The organism is Bacillus sp. S10(2024), assembly GCF_050473865.1.
GTDB lineage: Bacteria > Bacillota > Bacilli > Bacillales > Bacillaceae_G > Bacillus_A.
Genome location: NZ_JBFLUR010000002.1, coordinates 4,032,963 through 4,056,633 on the forward strand (window position 1 = coordinate 4,032,963; position 23,671 = coordinate 4,056,633).

Sequence of the window (23,671 nt, forward strand, 5' to 3'; positions counted from 1 at the left end):
GAATATTTAGAAAAGAAAGGGTGTCAGAATATGAAAAAGGTATTATTTTCAGCACTTATTGCTGTATTTGTATTTGCATTAGCTGCTTGTGGTAGCGGCGAAAAAGATAAGAAAACACTTGTAGTGGGTGCTTCTAACGTACCGCATGCGGTTATTTTAGAAAAAGCGAAACCATTGTTAGAAAAAAAGGGTATTACATTAAAAGTGAAAAAATTCCAAGACTATATACTACCAAACCAAACGTTAGCTAGTAAAGAACTTGATGCTAACTATTTCCAACACATTCCGTATTTAGAGAAGGAAATCCAAGAAAAAGGATATAACTTTGTAAATGCCGGAAAAATTCATTTAGAACCTATGGGAATTTACTCTAAGAAATACAAAAGTTTAAAAGACCTTCCAAGTGGTGGAACAGTAATTATGAGTAATAACGTATCAGAGCGCGGACGTATGTTAGCACTTCTGCAAAAAGGCGGCGTTATTAAACTGAAAGATGGCGTAGATGTTGTAAAAGCGACAGAAAAAGATATTGTAGAAAATCCGAAAAACTTGAAATTTAAAACGGATGTTGAACCAGGTCTTACACCAAAGTTATATGAGAACAATGAAGGTGATGCAATTTTCATTAACTCAAACTATGCAATTGATGCAAAATTAAATCCAACAAAAGATGCAATTGCAATTGAAGGATCGGATTCTCCTTACGCAAATATTATCGCTGTTCGTAAAGGGGATGAAAACAGAAAAGAAATTAAAGAACTTATAGAAGTATTACATTCAAAAGAAATTCAAGATTTTATTAAGAAAGAATATAAAGGAGCAGTGCTTCCTGTAAGTGAATAAGGTGAAAAAAGGGCTGGAATTTCTCGGCCCTTTTTTCTTTATATAATTAGGAAGAAAGGTGTATCATAATATAATGTGCAGAATATTCCTGTTCGTATTTGTAGAAAAATTGTTACATTTTTTAACGTTTGCGATATCATTTTATTTGATATAAAATTAGAATGAGAATAAAATGAGAATGTGAACGTTTTAGGAATTTTTAAAATGTATATAGAGAATTATTGGAGGTATAGAGATGGCTGGTTCTACATTAACGATTAAAGATTTACATGTATCAATTGATGGTAAAGAAATTTTAAAAGGTGTAAACCTTGAAGTAAAAGGTGGAGAAATCCATGCAATCATGGGACCTAACGGAACGGGTAAATCAACTTTATCTTCTGCAATTATGGGTCACCCAAAATATGAAGTAACACAAGGTAGCATCATCATCGACGGTGAAGATGTATTAGAAATGGAAGTAGATGAGCGTGCACAAGCTGGTCTATTTTTAGCAATGCAATATCCAAGTGAAATTAGCGGAGTAACAAATGCCGACTTCTTACGTTCTGCAATTAATGCACGACGCGCGGAAGGCGATGAAATTTCTCTTATGAAATTTATCCGTACATTAGATAAAAATATGGAATTCCTAGAAATGGATCCATCAATGGCACAACGTTACTTAAACGAAGGTTTCTCTGGCGGTGAGAAAAAACGTAACGAAATTCTTCAATTAATGATGATTCAGCCAAAAATCGCAATCTTAGACGAAATTGACTCTGGTCTTGATATCGATGCATTAAAAGTTGTATCTAAAGGTATTAACGAAATGCGCGGCGAAGATTTCGGTTGCTTAATGATCACGCACTACCAACGTTTATTAAATTACATCACTCCAGATCATGTACACGTTATGATGAATGGTCGTGTTGTGAAATCTGGAGGCCCTGAGCTTGCACAACGTTTAGAAGCTGAAGGTTACGACTGGATTAAAAAAGAACTAGGTATTGAAGACGAAACAGAAGAGCAAGAAGCGTAAGAGAGGAGCATAAACATGACAATTGGTACATTACCTTTCGATCAAGATTCTATCCGTCAATTTGCAAGCGAAGCGAATGAAGCTGCTTGGTTGACTGAGTTTCGCTTACAAGCTCTTGCTAAAGCAACTGAACTTCCAATGCCAACGCCAGATAAAACGAAAATTGATAAATGGGATTTTATCGGCAAAGGTAAAACTACAAAGCAAGAGCCTGTAGGTTCTTTAGAAGAACTTCCAGAAGCAGTGAAAAATATAATTGATGAAAATAATAACGTACTTGTACAACGCACTGGTACAACTGCATTTGTTTCTTTAGCAGAAGAAGCAAAAACAAAAGGCGTTATTTTAACAGATATCGTAACAGCTGCAACTGAGCATGCTGAACTAGTACAAAAGTACTTAATGAAGGACGGCGTGAAAGTTGACGAGCATCGCTTAACAGCACTTCATGCTGCACTAATCAATGGCGGTGCGTTTGTATACGTTCCGAAAAATGTTGTTCTTGAAACACCGCTTCAAGCTGTATTCTTAGTAGACGGCGAAGAAGCAAATGTTTATAACCACGTATTATTTGTTGCAGATGCAAATAGTTCTGCAACATATGTAGAAAACTACGTGGCAAATGAAACTGTTACAGGTATTGCAAATATCGTGGCGGAAGTCATTGTAGAGCAAGGCGCACAAGTGAAATTTGGTGCAGTTGACTTATTAGCGAAAGACGTGACATCTTACGTAAACCGCCGCGGCGTAGTTGGACGAGACGGCCGTCTTGAGTGGGCATTAGGTCTTATGAACGATGGAAACACAATTTCTGAGAACGTAACGAACTTAATGGGCGACGGTTCATTTGCTGATACAAAAACAGTAACAATCGGCCGTGGCAATCAAACGCAAAACTTTACAACAAAAGTTGTTCACTTCGGTAAACACTCTGAAGGTTTCATCTTAAAACACGGTGTTCAAAAAGATAGTGCAACATCTATCTTTAACGGGATTGGTAAAATTGAGCACGGTGCATCTAAATCAAATGCACAGCAATCTTCTCGCGTTCTTATGTTAAATGAAAAAGCACGCGGTGATGCAAATCCAATCCTTTTAATTGATGAAGACGATGTAATGGCAGGTCACGCAGCTTCTGTAGGACGCGTAGATCCTACACAACTATACTACTTAATGAGCCGTGGTATTCCGAAGAAAGAAGCAGAGCGTCTAGTCATCCATGGATTCTTAGCACCTGTAGTAAATGAGCTTCCAATTGAAGGAGTAAAAGCACAGCTTGTTGAGGTAATCGAAAGGAAAGTTCGCTAATGGATATTCATGAAATACGCAAACAGTTTCCAATTCTTGATCAAAAGGTGAACGGCAAACAACTTGTTTATTTCGACAGCGGGGCAACTTCTCAAAAACCAATTCAAGTCATTGAAACGTTAGAACGTTACTATAAAGAGTACAACTCGAATGTGCATCGCGGTGTTCATACGCTCGGTACGAAAGCAACCGATGCGTATGAAGGTGCACGCGAGAAAGTTCGTAAGTTTATTCATGCGAAATCGATGGAAGAAATTATTTTTACACGCGGTACAACAACGGCGTTAAATACAGTTGCGGCAAGTTACGGTATGGAACATGTAAAAGAAGGCGATGAAATTGTCATCTCTTACATGGAGCACCATAGTAATATCATTCCTTGGCAACAAGTTGCGAAGAAAACAGGCGCAATACTAAAATATCTTCCTCTTCAAGAAGACGGAACCATTTCTATTGAAGATGTTCGTCAAACAATTACACCAAATACGAAAATCGTTTCTATCATGTACGTATCAAACGTGCTTGGAACGATTAATCCTGTAAAAGAAATCGCAGAAATCGCCCATCAAAATGGTGCAATCATGGTCGTTGATGGTGCACAAAGTACGCCTCATATGAAAGTGGATGTACAAGATTTAAATTGTGATTTCTATGCATTCTCCGCTCATAAAATGTGCGGGCCTACAGGTATCGGCGTATTATATGGTAAGAAGGAATTGCTAGAGAATATGGAGCCAATTGAATTTGGCGGTGAAATGATCGATTTCGTAGACTTACAAGATTCTACGTGGAAAGAGCTTCCGTGGAAGTTTGAAGCAGGTACACCGATTATCGGTAATGCAATCGGACTCGGAGCGGCAATTGATTTCCTAGAAGAAATCGGTCTTGATCATATTGAAAAGCATGAGCATGAATTAGCGCAGTACGCTTTAGAAAGACTATCAGAAGTAGATGGCGTTACAATTTATGGACCAAAGCATCGCGCTGGTCTTGTTACATTTAATATCGAGGAAGTGCATCCGCATGATGTGGCGACAGTATTAGATGTAGAAGGCATTGCGGTTCGTGCAGGACATCACTGTGCACAGCCGCTGATGAAGTGGTTAAAAGCTTCCTCTACAGCACGTGCAAGCTTCTATTTATATAATACAAAAGAAGAAATTGATACATTTGTTGAAGCGCTAACGAAAACAAAGGAGTATTTCACAAATGTCTTTTAATAATTTAGATACGTTATATCGCCAAGTTATTATGGATCATTATAAAAATCCTCGTAACCATGGCGTGTTAGAAGATAGTGTTACAGTTAACTTAAACAATCCAACTTGCGGCGATCGTATTCAACTTACGATGAAAGTAGAAGATGGGATTGTACAAGAGGCGAAGTTTGAAGGAGAAGGTTGTTCTATCTCCATGTCTTCCGCTTCTATGATGACGCAAGCAGTAAAAGGAAAGAAAATTGAAGAAGCGCTTAAGCTTTCGAAAATTTTCTCTGATATGATGCTAGGAAAAGAGTATGATGACAGCATTGATTTAGGAGATATTGAAGCATTACAAGGTGTATGCAAATTTCCAGCGCGTATTAAGTGTGCAACATTAGCTTGGAAAGCGTTAGAAAAAGGCTTGGACGAAGAGAAGTAATGCAGATCACTTCCTAAAAAAGAGGTTATCCAAGGAGGGACATACGAACATGGCGAAACAGCTGCCAGATATCGGCGATTATAAATATGGTTTCAAAGATAAAGACGTTTCGATTTTCCGTGCTGAGCGCGGTTTAACAAAAGAAATCGTAGAAGAAATTTCACGTATGAAAGAAGAACCACAGTGGATGTTAGACTTCCGTTTAAAATCCCTTGATCACTTCTATGAAATGCCAATGCCACAATGGGGCGGAGACTTAAATGATTTAAACTTTGATGAAATTACGTACTACGTAAAACCATCTGAGAAATCTGAGAAGTCTTGGGATGAAGTACCTGATGAAATTAAAGCAACATTTGATAAATTAGGTATTCCAGAAGCAGAGCAAAAATATTTAGCGGGTGTATCTGCACAGTACGAATCTGAAGTTGTATACCACAACATGAAAGAAGACCTAGAAGCACTAGGGATCGTATTCAAAGATACAGATAGCGCATTAAAAGAGAATGAAGATATTTTCCGTGAGCATTTCGGAAAAGTAATCCCACCAACTGATAACAAATTCTCTGCATTAAACTCTGCAGTTTGGTCTGGTGGTTCATTTATCTACGTTCCAAAAGGTATAAAAGTTGATACGCCACTTCAAGCGTATTTCCGTATTAACTCTGAAAATATGGGACAATTCGAACGTACGCTTATTATCGTAGACGAAGGCGCACACGTACACTACGTAGAAGGTTGTACGGCACCTGTTTACACAACAAACTCACTTCACAGTGCGGTGGTAGAAATCATCATTAAGAAAGATGCATATTGCCGTTATACAACAATCCAAAACTGGGCAAACAACGTATATAACCTAGTTACAAAACGTGCAGTTTGTGAAGCAAACGCAACGATGGAATGGATTGACGGTAACATCGGATCAAAATTAACGATGAAATACCCAGCTGTTATCTTAAAAGGTGAAGGCGCACGCGGTTTAACATTATCAATCGCGATTGCTGGTAAAGGCCAACACCAAGATGCTGGTGCGAAAATGATTCACTTAGCACCAAATACATCTTCAACAATTGTTTCTAAATCGATTGCAAAACATGGTGGTAAAGTAACTTACCGTGGTATTGTACACTTCGGACCAAAAGCGACAAACTCTCGCTCAAACATCGAGTGTGACACATTAATTATGGATAACCAATCTACATCTGATACAATTCCTTACAACGAGATCAAAAACGATCACGTTTCACTTGAGCACGAAGCGAAAGTATCAAAAGTATCAGAAGAACAATTATTCTACCTAATGAGCCGCGGTATTTCTGAACAAGAAGCAACAGAAATGATTGTAATGGGCTTCATCGAGCCATTTACTCGCGAACTTCCAATGGAATACGCAGTAGAAATGAACCGCCTAATCAAATTTGAGATGGAAGGTAGTATTGGATAGGGGGTCCCAACTCCTTAAATGATACCCTTCAATCTTTTGAGGGAAATACGTGTCTGTAGTGACTTTCACCTTTACGTGCTTAAGTCGCTCGGACACGTATTTTATTTTTGGCGAAGTTTTCTTACTTCCGTTCTTAGTTTTTTTATTTATTTTTTATTATATTAAAATAATTAAACGAAAAGGAGGTAATATATGATATAATTTTCCTAAAAAAGGAGGCGAGTTTTTTGAAGTTTTTAAATCAGGTTAAAGGAATAAAATTACTAGCATGTTTATCAATTGGTTTATGCACTTTTAATTATTCATCTATTTCTTTCGCTGAAACACCTAAAAGTACTTCAGTTGATCAGGAAAAAAATGCTAGTGGCATTGATGCTGGCATAGGAAATTTAAAGTATGATAGTAGAGATATTTTAGCAGTAAATGGTGATAAAGTAGAGAGTTTTGTTCCGAAAGAAGGTACAAATTCAAATGGTAAATTTGTAGTAGTTGAACGTGAGAAAAAATCACTTACAACTTCACCAGTCGATATTTCAATTATTGATTCTGTGGCTAATCGTACTTATCCAGGGGCAGTACAACTTGCAAATAAAGCTTTTGCAGATAATCAACCTAGTTTATTAGTGGCTAAGAGAAAACCTTTGAATATTAGTATCGACTTACCGGGCATGAGAAAAGAAAATACAGTTACTGTCCAAAATCCTACATATGGTAATGTGTCTGGAGCAGTAGATGAGTTAGTATCTACTTGGAATGAAAAGTATTCAAAAACAAATACGTTACCTGCAAGAATGCAGTATACAGAATCTATGGTGTATAGTAAATCTCAAATCGCAAGTGCTCTTAATGTTAACGCTAAATATCTTGACAATGCACTGAACATTGATTTTAATGCTGTTGCAAATGGAGAGAAAAAAGTGATGGTTGCGGCATATAAGCAAATCTTTTATACAGTAAGTGCAGAACTACCAAACAATCCATCAGACCTTTTTGATAATAGTGTTACGTTTGATGAGTTAACTCGTAAAGGGGTAAGTAATGAGGCTCCGCCTGTTATGGTGTCAAATGTAGCTTATGGTAGAACAGTTTATGTGAAGTTAGAAACATCATCTAAAAGCAAAGATGTACAAGCTGCTTTTAAAGCCTTAATTAAGGGTCAAGGCGTTGAAGCGAGTGGACAGTACAAAGATATTTTTGAAGACAGTACCTTTACTGCTGTAGTATTAGGCGGAGATGCAAAAGAGCATAACAAGGTTGTTACAAAAGATTTTAATGAAATCCGAAATATCATTAAAGATAATGCAGAATTAAGTTCTAAAAATCCAGCATACCCAATTTCATACACAAGCACTTTCTTAAAAGATAACGCAACTGCTGCTGTTCATAACAATACAGATTATATCGAGACTACAACTACAGAATATTCTAGCGCTAAAATGAGGCTTGATCATTATGGTGCATATGTTGCTCAATTTGATGTATCCTGGGATGAATTTTCGTATGATGGGAATGGAAAAGAAGTATTAACTCATAAAACTTGGGAAGGAAATAACCAAGACAAAACGGCTCATTTCTCTACAGTTATACCACTTCCGCCGAATGCAAAAAATGTAAAAGTCTTAGCAAGAGAGTGTACAGGCCTTGCATGGGAATGGTGGAGAACTGTTATTAATGAACAAAATGTTCCGTTAACAAATGAAATCAAAATTTGGATTAGCGGAACAACATTATACCCAACTTATAATATTAGTCATAATTAAAGGTGATGTATACGTCCGAAGCGCCCTGTTTACAGGGCGTTTTTTTTCATGACTAGAAATTTATCGGCGGTTCGACACGAAATAAAGTGAAACTTCCATCAGTGACGCTTTTCTCACTGATGGAAAGCCCGCTCAATCGGGCTTTTACGGGCAGTTTTCTTCCCTGCTCTTCTCCAGCCTTTACTGCCCACGAATAGCGGGATAAAGACCATTCGACCGCATTTGACACATGAAAATCTTTTAATCAGTCCTTACCTTTTAAAGAAGAAATTTTTGCTTTTTCCTTCAATGAGAGTACAATGTAAAATAGCAAGAAAAGGCGAAAAGTATTTACAGGATTCAAGCTTATATAGAGCGTAAACAAGAAGTATGGAATTGAGAGGAGGTTTTTTCTCTGCAAGAAGTTACAATTCATCTTTATCATACGAATGATATACATAGTCATTTTGAAAATTGGCCGCAAATTTCTCGTTTTGTGTTAGAAGAGAAAAAGCGTCGTCTTGCTGCTGATGAGGCGGTGTTTACATTAGATATTGGCGATCACGTTGATCGTTTTCATATGATTTCTGAGGCAACGAGTGGAAGGGGAAATGTGCAGCTTCTAAATGAGGCATTGTACGATTATGTAACAATTGGGAACAATGAAGGGATTACTCTTGCTAAAGAGCAGTTGGCTCATCTCTATGACGATGCGAATTTTGAAGTGCTTGTTGCTAATTTATTTGAAAGTGACCGAACTCGTCCGAAGTGGGTGAAACCATATGTACTGCAAACGCTTGATAACGGAATTACCGTCCTATTCATTGGTTTAACAGTCGCATATCCTGATTTTTATGCGAAGCTAGATTGGCATATTGAAGATCCGTATTTGCATTTAGAATCCATTTTAGAAGAGGTACGTTCGCAGGCGGATGTCATTGTTGTCTTGTCTCATTTAGGGAAAAATGCTGATGAATACATGGCAGAGCATTATGACATAGATGTTATTTTAGGCGCACATACTCACCATTTATTTGAACGCGGCGTATTGGTGAATGAAACACTTCTTTGCTGCGGTGAGAAGTGGGGACATTATGTCGGACATGTGCAAATAACGGTGGATGTAGAGACAAAGAAAGTGACGAAAAAAGATGGCAGAGCAATTAACACGAAGCGATTAGGTGCATACGGCGCATCTCATGCTTTATTAGAAGAATTGGAGCAAGAGAGTAAGCTCATCATGGCAGAGCCTGTTGTCACTTTAAAAGAACCACTAGAAATGGATTGGTTTCAAGAAACGAAATTTACTCATATGCTTGCTGATTCTCTGAAAGAATGGTGCAATGCCGAAATTGGTATTGTAAATGCAGGCGTACTACTCGAAGGACTACAAGAAGGTGTCGTGACACGAGGGGATATTCATCGGATTTGCCCACATCCAATTAACCCGTGCCGTTTGCAGATAACAGGAAAAACATTGCGAGATGTGATTTTGAAAGCGCGTCGTCCGAGTATGGAACAGCTTGAAGTGAAGGGCTTAGGATTCCGCGGAAAAGTTATGGGGAAAATGATATATGCGGGTGTTGAAGTGATCCCAGATACGATTCCGAATAATAAAATATTACTCGAAGATGTCATAATTAACGGAGAATCATTGGACCTAGAACGGATTTACACAGTAGGGACGATTGATATGTTCACGTTCGGCTATTTGTATCCAGAACTGGCAGTCGTATCTGAAAAAGAATATTATATGCCGGAACTACTCCGTGATGTTTTGACCAATACATTACTGACATATGCATCATCTGTAAAATTATAGTCTGCTGCGTTGCCCTATTCACATTCGTTTTTCTCTTTTCATACAGATAAAGAGAGAGGAGTGTGAACTATGGTTAATATGGAACCTATTATCATAAATGAACATACGTTTATAGCAGTGAGTGTACAGCTTCCGAAAACAAATCTGTTAGCTGTTATGAGCGATAAAGGATATATTATGTGCGGTGCGCTGGATGTGGCGTTATTAAATGAAAAGTTAAGCGATCGCGGCATTCTTGCGGGACGCGCCGTTGGAGTTAGAACAATTGAGCAGTTGTTAGAAGCTCCCCTTGAGTCGGTTACGGTTGAGGCAGAGAGATTAGGAATTACAGCTGGTACAATTGGAAAAAAAGCATTGTTAAAAATGATTTAATATATCGTCCCTCCTTTTTGCATATACATGTGTAAGAAGGAGGGATTTTGTTATGCGTGCGTTTCGCCCCCGAACTTCTCGATTTCGGAAAGGACCATTGCCATTTCGTTACGTATTGCTTATTTCATTCGCTATTTTTGTTTTTCTTACCTTACAAGGCTTGTGGCTTGTGAATAAAAGCATTCGCCCAACGGTAATGAGGTATGCGGAAATGCAAACGAAGCGGACGGCGACAGTTGTAATGACGAAGGCAGTGAAAGATAGGGTTGCACAAGGCATCAACGTTGATTCATTAATGAAAGTGCAAACTGATAAGAACGGAAAAGTGGCCACGATGGATGTGAACACAGAAGCAGTGAATGAGATTTTAACCTCGACTACAACGTACATAGAAAAATATTTACACCAAGCAGAGAAAGGGGATACGAAGGCGTTAGGGATACCAGAAGAAGGTGGGCCTTCACTATCTGTTCCACTCGGTAGAATTACAGACAATGCTTTGCTTGGTAATATAGGTCCAGATATTCCGATTACATTTACAACGATTGGCGATGTGTATACGAATATTAAGCAAGATTTTGAGCCGCATGGCATTAATAATACTGCGATTAAAATTGTGATGGAAATTGAAGTGACGCTTCAGGTGATTATTCCGTTTCATACGAAAGAAGTTACGGTAAAACAAGATATTCCGGTAGCAACTCGTATTATTCAAGGTGAGGTGCCCGGGTTTTACGGAAGCGGCGGAGTGGTTGCGCCGGAGAAGAAAGAGAAAAAAGCGGATAACTAATGTTTTCCGCTTTTTTTGTTATTTCTTCATATTCATGCGTTCTTTTCGTTCCCATAAGTTTAAATGCATATATGGATCAAATGCCCATTCTGTATAGCCATTATCTTTATATAACCCAAAATGCAAGTGAGGGGGGAATTTACCAGCTGTTCCAGGAGGACCGTAGCCAGTGCTGCCAACAAACCCAAGGACGGTCCCCGGTTCAATGATTTGTCCAAGCTTTATTTCTTTTGAAAATCCGCCTAAATGTGCGTAATAGTGGTAGTTGTTGTATAAGTCGCGAATACCGATGCGCCAGCCGCCAAGGCGATTCCACCCTTTCGTTTCAATAATGCCATAGCAAGTAGAACGAACAGGTACACCGTGCCCGGCGAAAATATCTGTTCCCTCATGCATACGCCGTCCGCCAAAGCTTCGTTTCGCACCAAATGTGCTGCGGTAGCTATGGTTGCTGTGAATGGGAAGGGGAAAGACATTTCTTTCTAAATCAATTCGATTGTAATGTTTATACATACGAGCATACCCTAATATTAACTCTACTGTTTTTGACCGCTGATAATATTCCCACAGCATAATTTTTAATTGTTCTCGCTTTTCCCCTTGTTTTCCTATTATGGTAGCCATTGTGTAGAGAACATCTTTTTCATTATTTGCATCCGCTAATCCATCCTCGTTTCCGTCTAAACCGATGCCTCCAAATAAGGAAATTGTATAAGGTTTTGTATCATGTAAGTTTGGATTAGCTGGGCCAGCCCACATTTCTGGTTTGAAATAAATTGAAATCGTAGCATCTGGCTTTTTCGGAATATCGCGGCGTACAGAACGAATATTTCGCTCGTATTGATCAATCGCAGCGAAGTAGTACCATGGAATAAGAGAGACGGTCTCCATTTCTTTGTATAATGTCATTCGCTTCTTATATATATCTTGCTTGTTTTCTTCCCCATGCACAATATTCGCCTGAAGAAAAAAAGAAATAAAAAGCAAAAGGAAAAGTTTTCGATGCACGGTAGTAAGCTCCTTTCCGAATCACTACCTTTAGTGTGAGATATACACGATATTTCATTATAAGTAATAATTGGAAAGAATTCTTGCAATCTTCATTTGAGCAAATCGCTTTCATACGATAGAATAGATATGTTACATTGAAAAGAGCGAACACGGTAAACTATTTCATATTGTGCGGAGTTGATGAACATGACAAAACAAACAGAATACAAGCGCAAGCCCGAATGGTTAAAAATTAAATTAAATACAAATGAAAACTATACAGGCTTAAAGAAAATGATGCGTTCTAAGAACCTTCATACCGTTTGTGAAGAGGCGAAATGCCCGAATATTCACGAATGCTGGGCTGTTCGTAAAACAGCAACATTTATGATTCTAGGTGCAGTTTGTACACGTGCATGTCGCTTCTGTGCTGTTAAAACAGGCTTACCAACAGAGCTTGATTTGCAAGAGCCAGAACGCGTAGCGGATTCCGTGGATCAAATGAACTTAAAACATGTTGTTATAACAGCGGTTGCACGTGATGATTTGAAAGACGGAGGAGCAGCTGTTTTTGCGGAAACAGTACGTGCTGTTCGTCGCAAAAGTCCGTTTACGTCTATTGAAGTTTTACCATCTGATATGGGTGGGGTAGAAGAGAATTTAAAAATGTTAATGGATGCACGTCCTGATATTTTAAATCATAACATTGAGACAGTACGTCGATTATCTGACCGAGTTCGCGCAAGAGCAAAATATGATCGTTCATTAGAGTTTTTACGTCGTGCAAAAGAAATGCAGCCAGACATTCCGACAAAATCAAGCATCATGCTTGGACTTGGTGAAACAACAGAAGATATTATCGAAGCAATGGATGACCTGCGTGCAAACAACGTTAACATTTTGACGCTTGGTCAATATTTACAGCCGTCTAAAAAGCACTTACCGGTTATTAAATATTACACACCAGCAGAATTTGCAGAGCTAAAAGAAATTGCACTTAGCAAAGGTTTTAGTCACTGTGAGGCTGGTCCACTTGTGCGTTCTTCTTACCATGCTGATGAGCAAGTACAATCTGCAAAAGAGAATACAGTACAAGCAAAATAATGAGGAGATCCTTCTTAGTAAATGAGCTAAGGGGGATTTTTTTTCGGGAAAGATTGATTAGATATAGAAAGGGAGAAGCTTATGAAAGGATTTATTTTTTTAGCATTTGCAATTGTGAGTGAAGTCTTTGGAACAACGATGCTAAAGCTATCAGAGGGTTTTACGAAGGTATGGCCAAGTATCGGAGTTGTTCTTGGGTTTGCATCTGCCTTTTATTTTTTGTCACAAACATTGCAGCATCTTCAAATTAGCACCGCTTATGCGATTTGGTCAGGAGTTGGTACAGCGTTAACGGCAGTAATCGGTGTTCTTATCTGGAAGGATGCTTTTACATGGCAGACACTCGTTGGCTTAGTACTTATTATTGGTGGAGTTGTTGTATTAAATATGTCGGGTTCCAGTGCACATGGATGAAACAAGAGCTGAAATGTTCAGCTCTTGTTTCATCCATATTCTAAGACAGTGTTTCCACATGTGGATAAAATTTTTCGTAATTCTTCTGTGGATAAAGAAATTGTAAATTCAGGGACGCCGGGCGAAATTAATATTTTTTCGCATTGATAAATAGAAGAATCCACAATAATCGTTACATCTTGTGTATAACCAAACGGAGCAACGCATCCTGAAATGCATCCTGTTTGCTCTCTTAGTTCATCAGGTGAACAAAGTGATACACGTGTACCAATGATGTCTTTCATTTGCTTTATATCAAAACGAGCCCCTTCTAACGTAAAAAAGACATAGTAATCCCCAGATTTTGTTTTCATAAACAGGCTTTTACTCGGTTCGCCATCTAAGCCGAGGCGCTCTCGAATGAGCCGATCTGTTTCGTAATCTAAAATAGGTTCGTGTTCAAATTTCTCATATAAAACATTCGTTTTATGTAATAACGAGATGACTTCTTCATACATCGGAATGCAAGCTCCTTTCGTTTCACTTTTGGGATGTTTTCCACAACTTTTCGAATTTCTTTTTGTTTATAATTTCATGGGTAAGAAATTGTCCATTATAAAAAGCGCTATATGTTGTGAAGGCACACGGCGCAGTTTGGGCAGCTTCCCGGTTTGAAATTTTATTACGCTGAATGGCAATATTGTATTCTTGTTCAATTTCATTCAATTCTTGCTGGACATAATAATCAGTAAAAGGGCATTGATCTGTGTAATACACAACCAATCCATCTTGCGTTTCAACATGCATTTCTTTTGCGCTCGTATGAAATTGTGGAGCAGGTGTCCCAGAATCAAACTTATACACGAGTAATTCAAAGTAAGGTGGTGCCGTATCACAAACTTCGAATCCTTTTTTCTTTAAATAGCTCCCATCAGATAAATACGGGCGTTTCTTCTTGCTTGAAATTACAACAACACCGTGTTTACCACTGCTTTTTGCATCTTGTATACATTCTTCTAACAATGCCGCGCCGTGCCCATGTCCTTTAAAGCGTCCGGATACCCAAAAGCAGTTTATACACAAATATCCTGGAGCTATAATAGGTACCCAGGCGTATTCAGCTGGAAGGTATTCAATAAATACTTTTCCATTTACATCTAACTTTTTAAAGACAAGTCCTTCTTCAATTCGCTTTTGTAACCATGCTTTCTTTTGCTGGACTCCGCGTGCCATTCTCTTGTCAGATATAGCACAGCAAATGTGTTCTGATTCTAAATTATCAGCAGTTACGTGAATCCATTTCACAATGTATCCCCCACAATCTATGGATAGTTGCTGCATCTTGTTCAATCGTAATTTCGTATACGTCTGGATTACTTAAGCTTTTCCATATGGAAAAACCGATGCTTTCGTCAAAAATCCTTAAGATGAGTGTGAATAAGTTACCGTGTGTAACGAGTAGTGTTACTTTTTGTGTATCATCTTGTAATATGCTGTGGATAAGTGATTGAACTCTCTCTGTCGCTTGGCGCGTAGATTCTCCGCCAGGAAAGGCGACATCTGTTTCTGTAAAAGTCTGCTCTAACATTTGTAGCCAGTTACTCATTGGAGCGCCGCTTAATATACGCTCAGTTAACCGCTCATCCTCCTGAATCAGGAGTTGTATATGTGATGCATAAGGTGTAATGGATTGGATAGCACGAGTAAAGGGACTAGAGATAATATTGTCGATTGGAAGCCGTGCTGTAATGAGAAAATTGGCAAGGTCCTTTGCTTGATGCTCACCTATTTTTGTAAGGGGAGCATCATGTTCTTGTCCAGTTGCCATGCAATGGCGGACAACAATTAATTTCTTCATAATTCATCCCTCTCTTCTAATAGTTAGTGAAAGTTATATAGGCGAACCTGTACGTACTTCGACAAATAGAGTGAAAAATCCTCTTCTTTCTAATTATTAGGAGATTGGACTTACAAAAGAAAAAGCTAAGCCGGCTCGGCTTAGCTTGCATGTTCTAATGTGAATTTTTTCTTTATGTTACGAATAATCATGTAAGCACCGATACCAAACAGTATCATAAGTCCTTCGATTACGAACAAATGGATTTGTCCGCGTTGGTAAAGTGCTGCAAAAAAGTCAGTAAACGCATGAAGAAATACTGCTAATCCTACAAACATGTACTTTTTATACTTTACACCGTATAAGACAAGCATTGTAAGAGCAATTTGCATAATAAAAGCTACGACTCGTTCTACGCCGCCAAATAAATAGAGGTAAGGTGGATTATGTACTAATGCGTCTTGGACGGCGCTGAGCTGTGGTACTTTTTCAATCATTTGGGCGAAGGTGCCGTTATTAATTGCGAAAGCAAATACAAGGGTTTGGGCTCCAGCAGTTGCTCCAATTAATAATGATTCAATCCCTCCGTGACCAATTCCGTAAGCGAGACCGTCTTTATATTCCTGATACTTTTTGAGTAAAAAGTAAAAGGCAATAAAACGTCCAAGTTCTTCAAAAATGCCAGCTGTTAATCCGCCATATAGGGCATAGATAAACGTATTTTTTAACAGTGAAGCTGTCGCTGGATTTCCCAATATAAATACATGTAACGTTTTCTCTAAAATTTGTGAGAATCCAATGAAAAATACAACTCCGACACCGACAATTTTGAAAGAAATTTTATACTTTTTCCGAAAATAAATGAGGGCAATAATCGGAATAAGAACAGAAATCGCGATTTGGATGATTATACTTCCAATTGCTGCATTTGAAACCATAAATTTCACCACTTTCTAATATATATATTCTATATTATGCCTGAAAAACGGTGAAATGTTTAGGGAATAACCTGAGATTATCTTCCCAGGTTATTTGATTCGGTAGTGCTTTACTTCAGTGTATTAGGCATTGTATCTGTTTGTGTATTATTTAAGTGCGGGTTTTTGCTCATTTCGCGTTTGAGCATATCAAGTGTTTGGGCATATTCTTTATCGTTTAATGTGCCTGATTTTAGTCCTTGAATTTGTGATATTAATTTTTGTTCTGTTGATACATATGCTTTGTAATAGCGGGGAACGATAGACAGTGCTGTTTTTTGTACTTGATCAGCAACTAAAGCTGGGTCTGTCGTGTTTGCTCGGTAGATAACAAAAACTTCGTCATCTGTTACAAGTGTTGCGGCATTCATCACATCTGGTAATTTCACAATTAAATCTGTAATCATTTCTGCTAATCGTTCTTTGTTAATGGTACCAACTTGGCGATTGGATACTTCATCTTTTTGTTTGTGAGAATAGCCAACTCTTGTTAACATGCGGTTTGGTACGTCCTTCCCGTATAGGTCTTTATGTTCTGATACGAGTACTCGGCTTCCTTCTTCACGTTTCATTTCTGCTTTCTTTGTTTGACATCCAGCAAAGATGGAAAGAGTGAGAAGGGATAAGAGCAGTTGTTTTTTCATGATGATGTTCTCCTTCTTGATGAAAGTTTCATTCTCCCCCGCTCTAGCGGGCAGTAATGGTTAGAGAAAGCAAGATAGTGTTAACTACCCGTAAGAGCCCGATTGGTGAGGGCTAACCTTTTGGAGAAAAGCATCCCAAAAGGAAGTTTCACCTTATAGCATTTCCCACTAAGAAGGTTTTTTGTATTTGAAATTGTTGGTTTTGTGGCTTTATGATACGATAAAAAGAAGAAAGAAGAGGAAAGGGATTGGAAAATGGAGCAGAAGCAGGAGATTCGCACTACAGTTTATGTGAATAATATCCAGTATGAAGTAATAGAAGAGAAACGAAATGGATTTAATGAAGAAGCATTTAAAGCTCGTTATGCAGAAATTTTAAATAAATATGATTATATTGTAGGCGATTGGGGCTATGATCAACTTCGTTTACGGGGCTTTTTTGATGATAGTAACCAGCGCGCAACGTATGACACAAAAATTAGTACGTTATCAGAGTATTTATATGAGTACTGTAATTTTGGGTGCTCATATTTTGTAGTGAGAAAAGTGAAGAAGTAAAAAGAAGGAGCTGGCTTTTAAAAAGTCAGCTCCTTCTACCTTTTAATGTAATTCAGTTTTTACGGATGTGTTGAAGTGGTTACTATATTTATGATTCTGTTTTAGCCGCTTGACTCGTCGTATGACAAGTAGACTGAATGCATATAGAAATACAATCACCAGCAGCAAGTTTGGTATTTGGTTTAATCTGTTGACCATTTAGTTGAATAACTCCATCTTTAATTTTTTCTGTAATGACTGTACGGCTCCATTCTGAAATATAGGTGGCAAGTGCTTTGTCGATGCGAAATACTCCGTGAACGGACTGTAATAGAATGGTTAGTTCGGTTATTCCTTCATTTGGATAGGACAAAATTGAAATGTTGCTTAGCGATTCTTGGTGCTCTTCCTGAAACGTGTCGACTGTTTCAGCATGCTCAGAGTAGGTTTTGTAAATGCGTAATTTTCTGTTCCAAGTATGCCCTTTGCTACATTTGTAAATCGCAAAACGATAAATGTTTTTACCGTTCGCGTTATGCCGGCGAATGTCTGTGTCAGTAAAAAGAATTGTGTGACCACAATTTTTACAATGTTTTTCTATAGTTGTTTCTAATTCTGATTTATATAAGTTCCAAAAAAGTTGTACGTTCTGCATTTTCCTTCACCTCGTATTTAGATAAAGGAACGTGAGACATCTATTTGGATGTCTTGCGGTATGAAATATAGAAAAAAGAGAAAAATAAAAGAAGGTTCCCTTGTGAGGAACCTTCGTAACAATCATACTGCAGATGTGCTACGTTCCTTTGTAATGGGAATTGGGCAGACTACTCCCTTGAAAAAAGCGTTGTGCTTTTTTGAGAGTAATGCTATCCAGTTGCTTATCCATTACAAAGTAAATGTTGGCATACGTAGTGTAACATCCTTTCTATCCAAACAGATTTGTCGTTAGTATATCATATTAAACTGAAAATTCAAAACAAGTAACAAGAAAAAATCACCAGCTCTATGACAAGCCGGTGATATGGATTACAACAGTTCAAATAAAAACGAACGTAATTCTTCTGCATTTTCTTCAGAAATCGAAAATGCATGTTCTAAGTAGCCAGGTTCTTCTAAATCGTCACGACCGATAATTGCAAATTTATTGCGCTGCATATCAAGGACAATTGTTTTGCCATAATGACGATCGGAGTACAAAAGCGCTAAATCATGACGCTCGTTTTCTCCCATAAAGCTTACGAAACGTGTTTTCGTTTCTACTGTGTCATCGTAAAGAAAAAAACGTTCTTCCATGAACATGACTCCTTTTTAAATATCTAAATTTAAGTGTGGTTTATGATCTAAATGGTGGTGCGTTTTAATAAAGCGCACTGTTCTTGTTTTATAGCGCATAACGATTGAATATGTTTCTGCTAAATCGCCGCCAAGGAATTTCACACCGTCTAATAACTCGCCAGCGGATACACCTGTTGCTGAGAAAATTGCATCATCACCGGATACTAAGTCATCTAGCATAAGCAGTTGACGTGGATTTTCTAAGCCCATTGTAAGGCAGCGTGCTTCTTCTTCCTCATTCATTGGAACGAGACGCGCTTGCATCTCTCCGCCAAGACATTTCAGTGCAGCAGCAGAGATAACGCCTTCTGGGGCACCGCCAGTACCGATAAATAAGTCGATTCCTGTGCCTGGAAGGGCTGTTGCGATAGAGGCCCCAACATCACCATCACCGAATAACTTTACGCGTGCACCTTTTGTGCGAACACGGTCAATAATTTCCTGATGACGTTCACGCTCTTGGATAATAACTGTTAAGTCACGAATTTTTTTATTGTTTGCTTTTGCTACAATTTCAATTGTTTTTTCAATTGGATCATCTAAGCTGATTTTACCAGCTGCATTTGGACCAACCGCGATTTTTTCCATATACATATCAGGAGCATGTAGAAGGTTTCCTTTATCGGCGACAGCGATAACAGCCATTGCGTTTGCAAGACCTTTCGCTACGATATTTGTTCCTTCTAACGGGTCAACAGCGATGTCTACTTCTGGACCGTTTCCTGTTCCGAGCTTTTCCCCAATGTAAAGCATCGGTGCTTCATCAAGTTCCCCTTCGCCAATCACAACAGTACCTGTCATGTTAACAGAGTCAAACATTGTGCGCATTGCAGTTGTTGCTGCGTCATCTGCCTCATTTTTCTTCCCACGGCCCATCCATTGTGCTGATGCCAGGGCTGCTGCTTCTGTTACACGGACAATTTCTAATGCGAGTTCACGTTCCATTGTGACATTCCTCCAATTCCAAAAATCGTACAAATATAACTATAGCAAAGAACGAGAAAAAGGTGAATTCGAAAAATTGTCGATTTTTTTTGAATAAAAGGGTACAATTGGTGATGAAAATGCTTTAATTACCAGGTAGGTGACATATATGTACTTTGTAGATCGGAAAAAAATTGAACAAATGTTACAGTGTTTAGAAAAAGTTGTTGCAGCATTTCAAACGAAGCAAGAATATGAGGGAGCACTTGATGAATATGCGTTAGAGCGTATGGCACATCTCATGATCGATTGTATTTTAGATGTAGGCAATGCCATGATTGATGGATTTATTATGCGCGACCCAGGTAGCTATGAAGACATTATTGATATTTTAATGGATGAAAAAGTTGTTACAAATGAAGAAGGAGAACGCTTAAAAGAAGTTGTTCGTCTTCGGAGAATGATTGTACAAGAGTATGTAAATATGAACCACACAGATGTGTATAATACAGTACAAAAGCATATTGATATGCTAAAACAATATCCTGCTAATATTCGTCGTTATTTGGAACAAGAACTTGGTCCGGTATCTGCGTTTGCAGGAGATTAGATTATTTTTGTTCTAATGGACCATGATGAACATGGTCCATTAGAACTGTAGGAAAGGAAAGTAGGTTGAGAAATGGGGGAAGCGACACGGTCCACAAAAGAGGAAATTCTTCAACTTTTAAAAGTAAGAGGAGAACAAACTGTTGCGACATTAGCAGAAGTGCTGCAAATTACGGAGATGGCTGTGCGCCGTCATTTAAATAATCTCGAAAAGGATGAGCTTATTGAGGTGAATATGGTGCGGCAGCATGTCGGAAGACCGATGTATGTGTATTGCTTAAGCGCAAAAGGAGAAGACATGTTTCCGAAGCAATATAAGAAATTTGCAGTTGAGATGTTAGAAGATTTGCAACATATTGGTGATGCGAAGCTCGTTGAGAAGATTTTGCGGGCAAGAACGAATCGTATGGAACAACAATTAGCCAAACGTGTGAATCGAAAGGAAACAACATTAGAGCGCTTACAAGAAATTGCGGTGATGCAAGAAAAAAACGGATATATGGTGCATGTAGAACAAGAAACTGAAAGTTCTTTCATCCTACAAAAGCAAAATTGCCCGTTAATGGAGGTAGCAGCAAAGTTTCCGCAAATTTGTCATGATGAAAAAAGCATGTATAATAAACTATTGCCAAATGCTGATGTGAAAGTGTTATCAAGTATGTGTGATGGAGACTGTTTCTGTTCATATCAAATAAAAGAGAAAAAATGAACATTACGAGACGCTTTTGGAAAAAGCGTTTTTTTCTTTTGGAAAAAAGGATACGATAAGAAAAGAGTAAGTATCAAAAAGGAGTGACACCTGTGTATAAAGGCTATTTAATTGATTTAGACGGAACAATGTACCGAGGCGAAGAACGCATTGAAGAGGCGAGTGATTTTATAAAAGCGTTACAAGAGCGGAACTTACCTTATTTATTTGTGACGAACAACTCGACACGTAAACCAGAGCAAGTTGCAGACAAGCTGTTGCAGTTTGATATTCCAGCTACACCAGAGCAAGTATTTACAACAAGCATGGCAACAGCGAATTTTATATATGAAAGAAAACAAAATGCTTCTGTCTATATGATTGGAGAAGAAGGTTTGCGTGATGCACTTGTGGAAAAAGGATTCACACTTGTAGATAGTAATCCGGATTTTGTCGTTGTGGGGTTAGATCGAGAAGTGACGTATGAAAAACTAGCAAAAGCGTGCTTAGCTGTTCGAAACGGGGCAACATTCATTTCAACAAACGGTGATATTGCCATTCCGACAGAATGCGGCTTATTACCAGGGAACGGTTCCTTAACATCCGTTGTAGCAGTATCCACAACAGTAAATCCAACTTTCATTGGTAAACCAGAATCCGTTATTATGGAGCAAGCATTAAAAGTACTCGGAACAACGAAAGAAGAAACATTAATGGTTGGGGATAACTACGACACTGATATTTTAGCAGGCATGAATGCGGGCATGGATACACTACTTGTCCACACAGGAGTCACATCTGTGGAGAAGTTAACAGAATATGACGTGCAACCGACGCATGTTGTCCACAGTTTGACGGAGTGGATTGAGAAGATGTAAGAAGAGATAGGCAATCATTTACGATTGCCTATTTTTTATTTCGCTATTCGCGGGCAGTAGGTCCCGACCCCAAAATTGAGAGAGAATCGAGGAAGAAAGGTGGGGAATGAAAACTGTCCCACTGATGGAAGTTTCACTTTATTATAAAAAATTCGTTCTGGTGATAGATGTGGTCGAATTGTGTGAGATTTTATTTCTTTCTTGCTGAACAGACAAATAGTATAATATGGAAAATGTGATGAGGAGGCGTATTTATGAAGTGCAGAAAAACGATGAGGGTACAAATTCAAGGGGATAACGTATCATTTACCCTATAAACTGCGTGGTTCCCCTTTAATATGGGGGTATCATCCTGATGGAAAAAGATTTACCGAATTATATGTTTACTGATGTGAAGAAGGCTTTTCTATGGCTTGGCTTTCTTGCTTTCTTTAGTGTATTGACCGAAATGTTATTTAATGTAGTTTTACCTGATATCGCGAAGGACCTTGGTATATCACCGTCTTTGGCTAACTGGGTAAATACAAGTTTTATGATTTCATTTGCGATTGGGTCAATCGCGTATGGAACAATGAGTGATAAATATGGTGTGAAGAATTTACTTCTCTTTGGTCTGCTAGCTTATAGCGCTGGTTCACTTTTAGGCGTGTTGGCACATTCTCATTTTTTTACTGTAATTGCTGCACGTTTTATTCAAGGTGTTGGGGCATCAGCAGTGCCGGCGCTTATTATGGTAATCGTTGCACGCTATGTGAAATCAGAAGATCGCGGGAAAGCATTTGGTATAATCGGCTCGTTAGTAGCTGTGGGGGAAGGAATAGGCCCAGCTCTTGGTGGGACGGTTGCCCATTATGTACAGTGGCCCTTTCTTTTTCTGATTCCAATGCTGACACTTTTCACGATCCCCTTTTTTCTAAAAGAACTTCCGAATGAATCTACAAAGGGGCAAAGGATAGATATTTTTGGGATAGCGTTACTATTTTGTGGAATTGTCACATTTACTATATATACAACACAATATAATTGGTTGTACTTGGCGATTAGTTTTGTGATATTTGCAGGATTCGCTTTGCATATACACAAGGTTGAACAGCCTTTTATAGAACCAAGATTATTTATAAACCGAAAGTTTATATTAGGAGTTCTAACTGGTTGCATTCTCCTAGGTACTGTGGCAGGTTGTATATCAATGATTCCTTACATGATGAGAGGTGTACACCAACTGTCTGTAAGTATGATTGGATGGATTATATTCCCTGGGACGATGAGTGTAATGGTATTCGGCACTGTTGGTGGTAGTTTAGTTGATAAACGAGGAACTACATTTGTTCTATGGCTTGGCTCATCTTTCATTCTTGCAAGCTTTTTTATCATTTCATTATTTGCTGATCAAACACCATGGTTAGTTTCTGCTATGCTAATCGTAATGTTTGGAGGACTCTCCTTCGTTAAAACAGTAATTTCTACGAGTGTTGCGGCTGCTTTAGGGTCAAAGGAAGTCGGTGCAGGTATGGGATTTCTCAGCTTCGCATGCTTCTTAGCAGAAGGGATAGGGATAGCGATTGTTGGCGGGTTATTAACAAAACATATGCTAGAATATCCTTTACTTTCTACTATACAAAATGCGAAAGCGTACTTGTATAGTAATTTACTACTCGTTTTTATTGTTGCCGTATTAATTGGTGCAACCATCTATACGGTAGCTTATAGTAGAAGAAATGAATTGTAATTGATGTTGAGAAGCCAAGCGAAACTGTTTGGCTTCTTTTCAT

At 38.4% G+C, this 23,671-nt stretch carries 27 protein-coding genes; 18 read left to right on the forward strand and 9 right to left on the reverse strand.

The window, feature by feature from the left end; genetic code table 11:
• Positions 1-30: 30 nt before the first annotated feature.
• From metQ to yunB, 10 genes are all read left to right on the forward strand, one after another.
• A complete protein-coding gene (gene metQ, locus AB1280_RS20420; RefSeq protein ID WP_429756814.1) occupies positions 31-843 on the forward strand; it encodes a methionine ABC transporter substrate-binding lipoprotein MetQ in 813 nt (270 codons plus the stop codon).
• A 235-nt stretch (positions 844-1,078) separates the two neighbouring features.
• Positions 1,079-1,864 (forward strand): Fe-S cluster assembly ATPase SufC, encoded by a 786-nt coding sequence (sufC, locus tag AB1280_RS20425; protein ID WP_272189176.1) that lies wholly within the window; start codon positions 1,079-1,081, stop codon positions 1,862-1,864.
• Positions 1,865-1,879: 15 nt separating this feature from the next.
• Positions 1,880-3,172 carry a Fe-S cluster assembly protein SufD gene (gene sufD / locus AB1280_RS20430; protein WP_272189177.1) on the forward strand — a complete coding sequence of 431 codons (1,293 nt, stop codon included), beginning with the start codon at positions 1,880-1,882 and terminating at the stop codon, positions 3,170-3,172.
• The gene (gene sufS / locus AB1280_RS20435) at positions 3,172-4,392 is read left to right on the forward strand and encodes a cysteine desulfurase SufS (protein WP_272189178.1); all 1,221 of its coding nucleotides are present in this window, start codon (positions 3,172-3,174) and stop codon (positions 4,390-4,392) included. Before sufD ends, sufS begins: the two co-directional genes overlap by 1 nt.
• Entirely contained in the window at positions 4,382-4,813 is a 432-nt protein-coding gene (gene sufU, locus AB1280_RS20440; RefSeq protein WP_272189179.1) for a Fe-S cluster assembly sulfur transfer protein SufU, read from the forward strand. The genes sufS and sufU overlap by 11 nt, the downstream gene beginning before the upstream one ends.
• A gap of 49 nt (positions 4,814-4,862) precedes the next feature.
• Positions 4,863-6,260: a Fe-S cluster assembly protein SufB gene (gene sufB / locus AB1280_RS20445; RefSeq protein ID WP_272189180.1), complete on the forward strand. Its 1,398-nt coding sequence runs from the start codon at positions 4,863-4,865 to the stop codon at positions 6,258-6,260.
• A gap of 227 nt (positions 6,261-6,487) precedes the next feature.
• A complete protein-coding gene (locus AB1280_RS20450; RefSeq protein ID WP_429756815.1) occupies positions 6,488-8,020 on the forward strand; it encodes a thiol-activated cytolysin family protein in 1,533 nt (510 codons plus the stop codon).
• 409 nt (positions 8,021-8,429) lie between these two features.
• Positions 8,430-9,821, forward strand: a complete 1,392-nt coding sequence (locus AB1280_RS20455) for a bifunctional metallophosphatase/5'-nucleotidase (protein WP_272189231.1) — start codon at positions 8,430-8,432, stop codon at positions 9,819-9,821.
• Positions 9,822-9,890: 69 nt separating this feature from the next.
• Positions 9,891-10,193: a YunC family protein gene (locus AB1280_RS20460; protein WP_272189182.1), complete on the forward strand. Its 303-nt coding sequence runs from the start codon at positions 9,891-9,893 to the stop codon at positions 10,191-10,193.
• Positions 10,194-10,245: 52 nt separating this feature from the next.
• Entirely contained in the window at positions 10,246-10,983 is a 738-nt protein-coding gene (gene yunB / locus AB1280_RS20465) for a sporulation protein YunB (RefSeq protein WP_429756816.1), read from the forward strand.
• A gap of 18 nt (positions 10,984-11,001) precedes the next feature.
• On the opposite strand, the gene AB1280_RS20470 is transcribed toward yunB, so the two are convergent.
• Positions 11,002-11,991, reverse strand: a complete 990-nt coding sequence (locus AB1280_RS20470) for a M23 family metallopeptidase (RefSeq protein WP_429756817.1) — start codon at positions 11,989-11,991, stop codon at positions 11,002-11,004.
• A 189-nt stretch (positions 11,992-12,180) separates the two neighbouring features.
• On the opposite strand from AB1280_RS20470, the gene lipA reads away from it, so the two are divergent.
• Together lipA and AB1280_RS20480 are read left to right on the forward strand one after the other, a co-directional pair.
• Entirely contained in the window at positions 12,181-13,077 is an 897-nt protein-coding gene (lipA, locus tag AB1280_RS20475) for a lipoyl synthase (RefSeq protein WP_272189184.1), read from the forward strand.
• 81 nt (positions 13,078-13,158) lie between these two features.
• On the forward strand, positions 13,159-13,491 hold the full coding sequence (locus AB1280_RS20480) for a DMT family transporter (RefSeq protein WP_429756818.1): 333 nt from the start codon (positions 13,159-13,161) through the stop codon (positions 13,489-13,491).
• Positions 13,492-13,520: 29 nt separating this feature from the next.
• Here the strand turns inward: AB1280_RS20480 and AB1280_RS20485 are convergent, their stop codons facing one another.
• The 5 genes from AB1280_RS20485 to AB1280_RS20505 all read right to left on the reverse strand — a co-directional run bounded on the left by AB1280_RS20485 (position 13,521) and on the right by AB1280_RS20505 (position 16,928).
• A complete protein-coding gene (locus AB1280_RS20485) occupies positions 13,521-13,988 on the reverse strand; it encodes a YbaK/EbsC family protein (RefSeq protein ID WP_429756819.1) in 468 nt (155 codons plus the stop codon).
• A gap of 22 nt (positions 13,989-14,010) precedes the next feature.
• Positions 14,011-14,703: a YoaP domain-containing protein gene (locus AB1280_RS20490; RefSeq protein ID WP_429757378.1), complete on the reverse strand. Its 693-nt coding sequence runs from the start codon at positions 14,701-14,703 to the stop codon at positions 14,011-14,013.
• Between the two features lie 46 nt (positions 14,704-14,749).
• On the reverse strand, positions 14,750-15,328 hold the full coding sequence (locus tag AB1280_RS20495; RefSeq protein WP_429756820.1) for a histidine phosphatase family protein: 579 nt from the start codon (positions 15,326-15,328) through the stop codon (positions 14,750-14,752).
• Between the two features lie 140 nt (positions 15,329-15,468).
• Entirely contained in the window at positions 15,469-16,245 is a 777-nt protein-coding gene (locus AB1280_RS20500; RefSeq protein ID WP_429756821.1) for a YhfC family intramembrane metalloprotease, read from the reverse strand.
• A gap of 110 nt (positions 16,246-16,355) precedes the next feature.
• On the reverse strand, positions 16,356-16,928 hold the full coding sequence (locus tag AB1280_RS20505; protein ID WP_429756822.1) for a YhcN/YlaJ family sporulation lipoprotein: 573 nt from the start codon (positions 16,926-16,928) through the stop codon (positions 16,356-16,358).
• 255 nt (positions 16,929-17,183) lie between these two features.
• Here AB1280_RS20505 and AB1280_RS20510 point away from each other — a divergent pair, with 255 nt between their 5' ends.
• Positions 17,184-17,486, forward strand: coding sequence for a YutD family protein (locus AB1280_RS20510; RefSeq protein ID WP_272189191.1), 303 nt, complete (start codon positions 17,184-17,186; stop codon positions 17,484-17,486).
• Between the two features lie 88 nt (positions 17,487-17,574).
• Here the strand turns inward: AB1280_RS20510 and AB1280_RS20515 are convergent, their stop codons facing one another.
• The 3 genes from AB1280_RS20515 to glpX all read right to left on the reverse strand — a co-directional run bounded on the left by AB1280_RS20515 (position 17,575) and on the right by glpX (position 19,745).
• Positions 17,575-18,120: a cytoplasmic protein gene (locus AB1280_RS20515; protein WP_429756823.1), complete on the reverse strand. Its 546-nt coding sequence runs from the start codon at positions 18,118-18,120 to the stop codon at positions 17,575-17,577.
• A gap of 371 nt (positions 18,121-18,491) precedes the next feature.
• Positions 18,492-18,758: a DUF3055 domain-containing protein gene (locus AB1280_RS20520; RefSeq protein ID WP_272189193.1), complete on the reverse strand. Its 267-nt coding sequence runs from the start codon at positions 18,756-18,758 to the stop codon at positions 18,492-18,494.
• A 15-nt stretch (positions 18,759-18,773) separates the two neighbouring features.
• A complete protein-coding gene (gene glpX, locus AB1280_RS20525; protein WP_429756824.1) occupies positions 18,774-19,745 on the reverse strand; it encodes a class II fructose-bisphosphatase in 972 nt (323 codons plus the stop codon).
• A 148-nt stretch (positions 19,746-19,893) separates the two neighbouring features.
• Between glpX and hepT the strand changes: the two genes are divergently transcribed.
• The 5 genes from hepT to AB1280_RS20550 all read left to right on the forward strand — a co-directional run bounded on the left by hepT (position 19,894) and on the right by AB1280_RS20550 (position 23,628).
• A complete protein-coding gene (gene hepT / locus AB1280_RS20530; protein WP_272189195.1) occupies positions 19,894-20,334 on the forward strand; it encodes a type VII toxin-antitoxin system HepT family RNase toxin in 441 nt (146 codons plus the stop codon).
• A gap of 72 nt (positions 20,335-20,406) precedes the next feature.
• The gene (locus tag AB1280_RS20535; RefSeq protein WP_272189196.1) at positions 20,407-21,042 is read left to right on the forward strand and encodes a helix-turn-helix transcriptional regulator; all 636 of its coding nucleotides are present in this window, start codon (positions 20,407-20,409) and stop codon (positions 21,040-21,042) included.
• Between the two features lie 92 nt (positions 21,043-21,134).
• Positions 21,135-21,899, forward strand: a complete 765-nt coding sequence (locus AB1280_RS20540; RefSeq protein WP_429756825.1) for a TIGR01457 family HAD-type hydrolase — start codon at positions 21,135-21,137, stop codon at positions 21,897-21,899.
• A 254-nt stretch (positions 21,900-22,153) separates the two neighbouring features.
• On the forward strand, positions 22,154-22,216 hold the full coding sequence (locus AB1280_RS20545) for a tetracycline resistance efflux system leader peptide (protein ID WP_429757379.1): 63 nt from the start codon (positions 22,154-22,156) through the stop codon (positions 22,214-22,216).
• Positions 22,217-22,278: 62 nt separating this feature from the next.
• Positions 22,279-23,628, forward strand: coding sequence for an MFS transporter (locus AB1280_RS20550; RefSeq protein WP_429757380.1), 1,350 nt, complete (start codon positions 22,279-22,281; stop codon positions 23,626-23,628).
• Positions 23,629-23,671 lie beyond the last annotated feature (43 nt).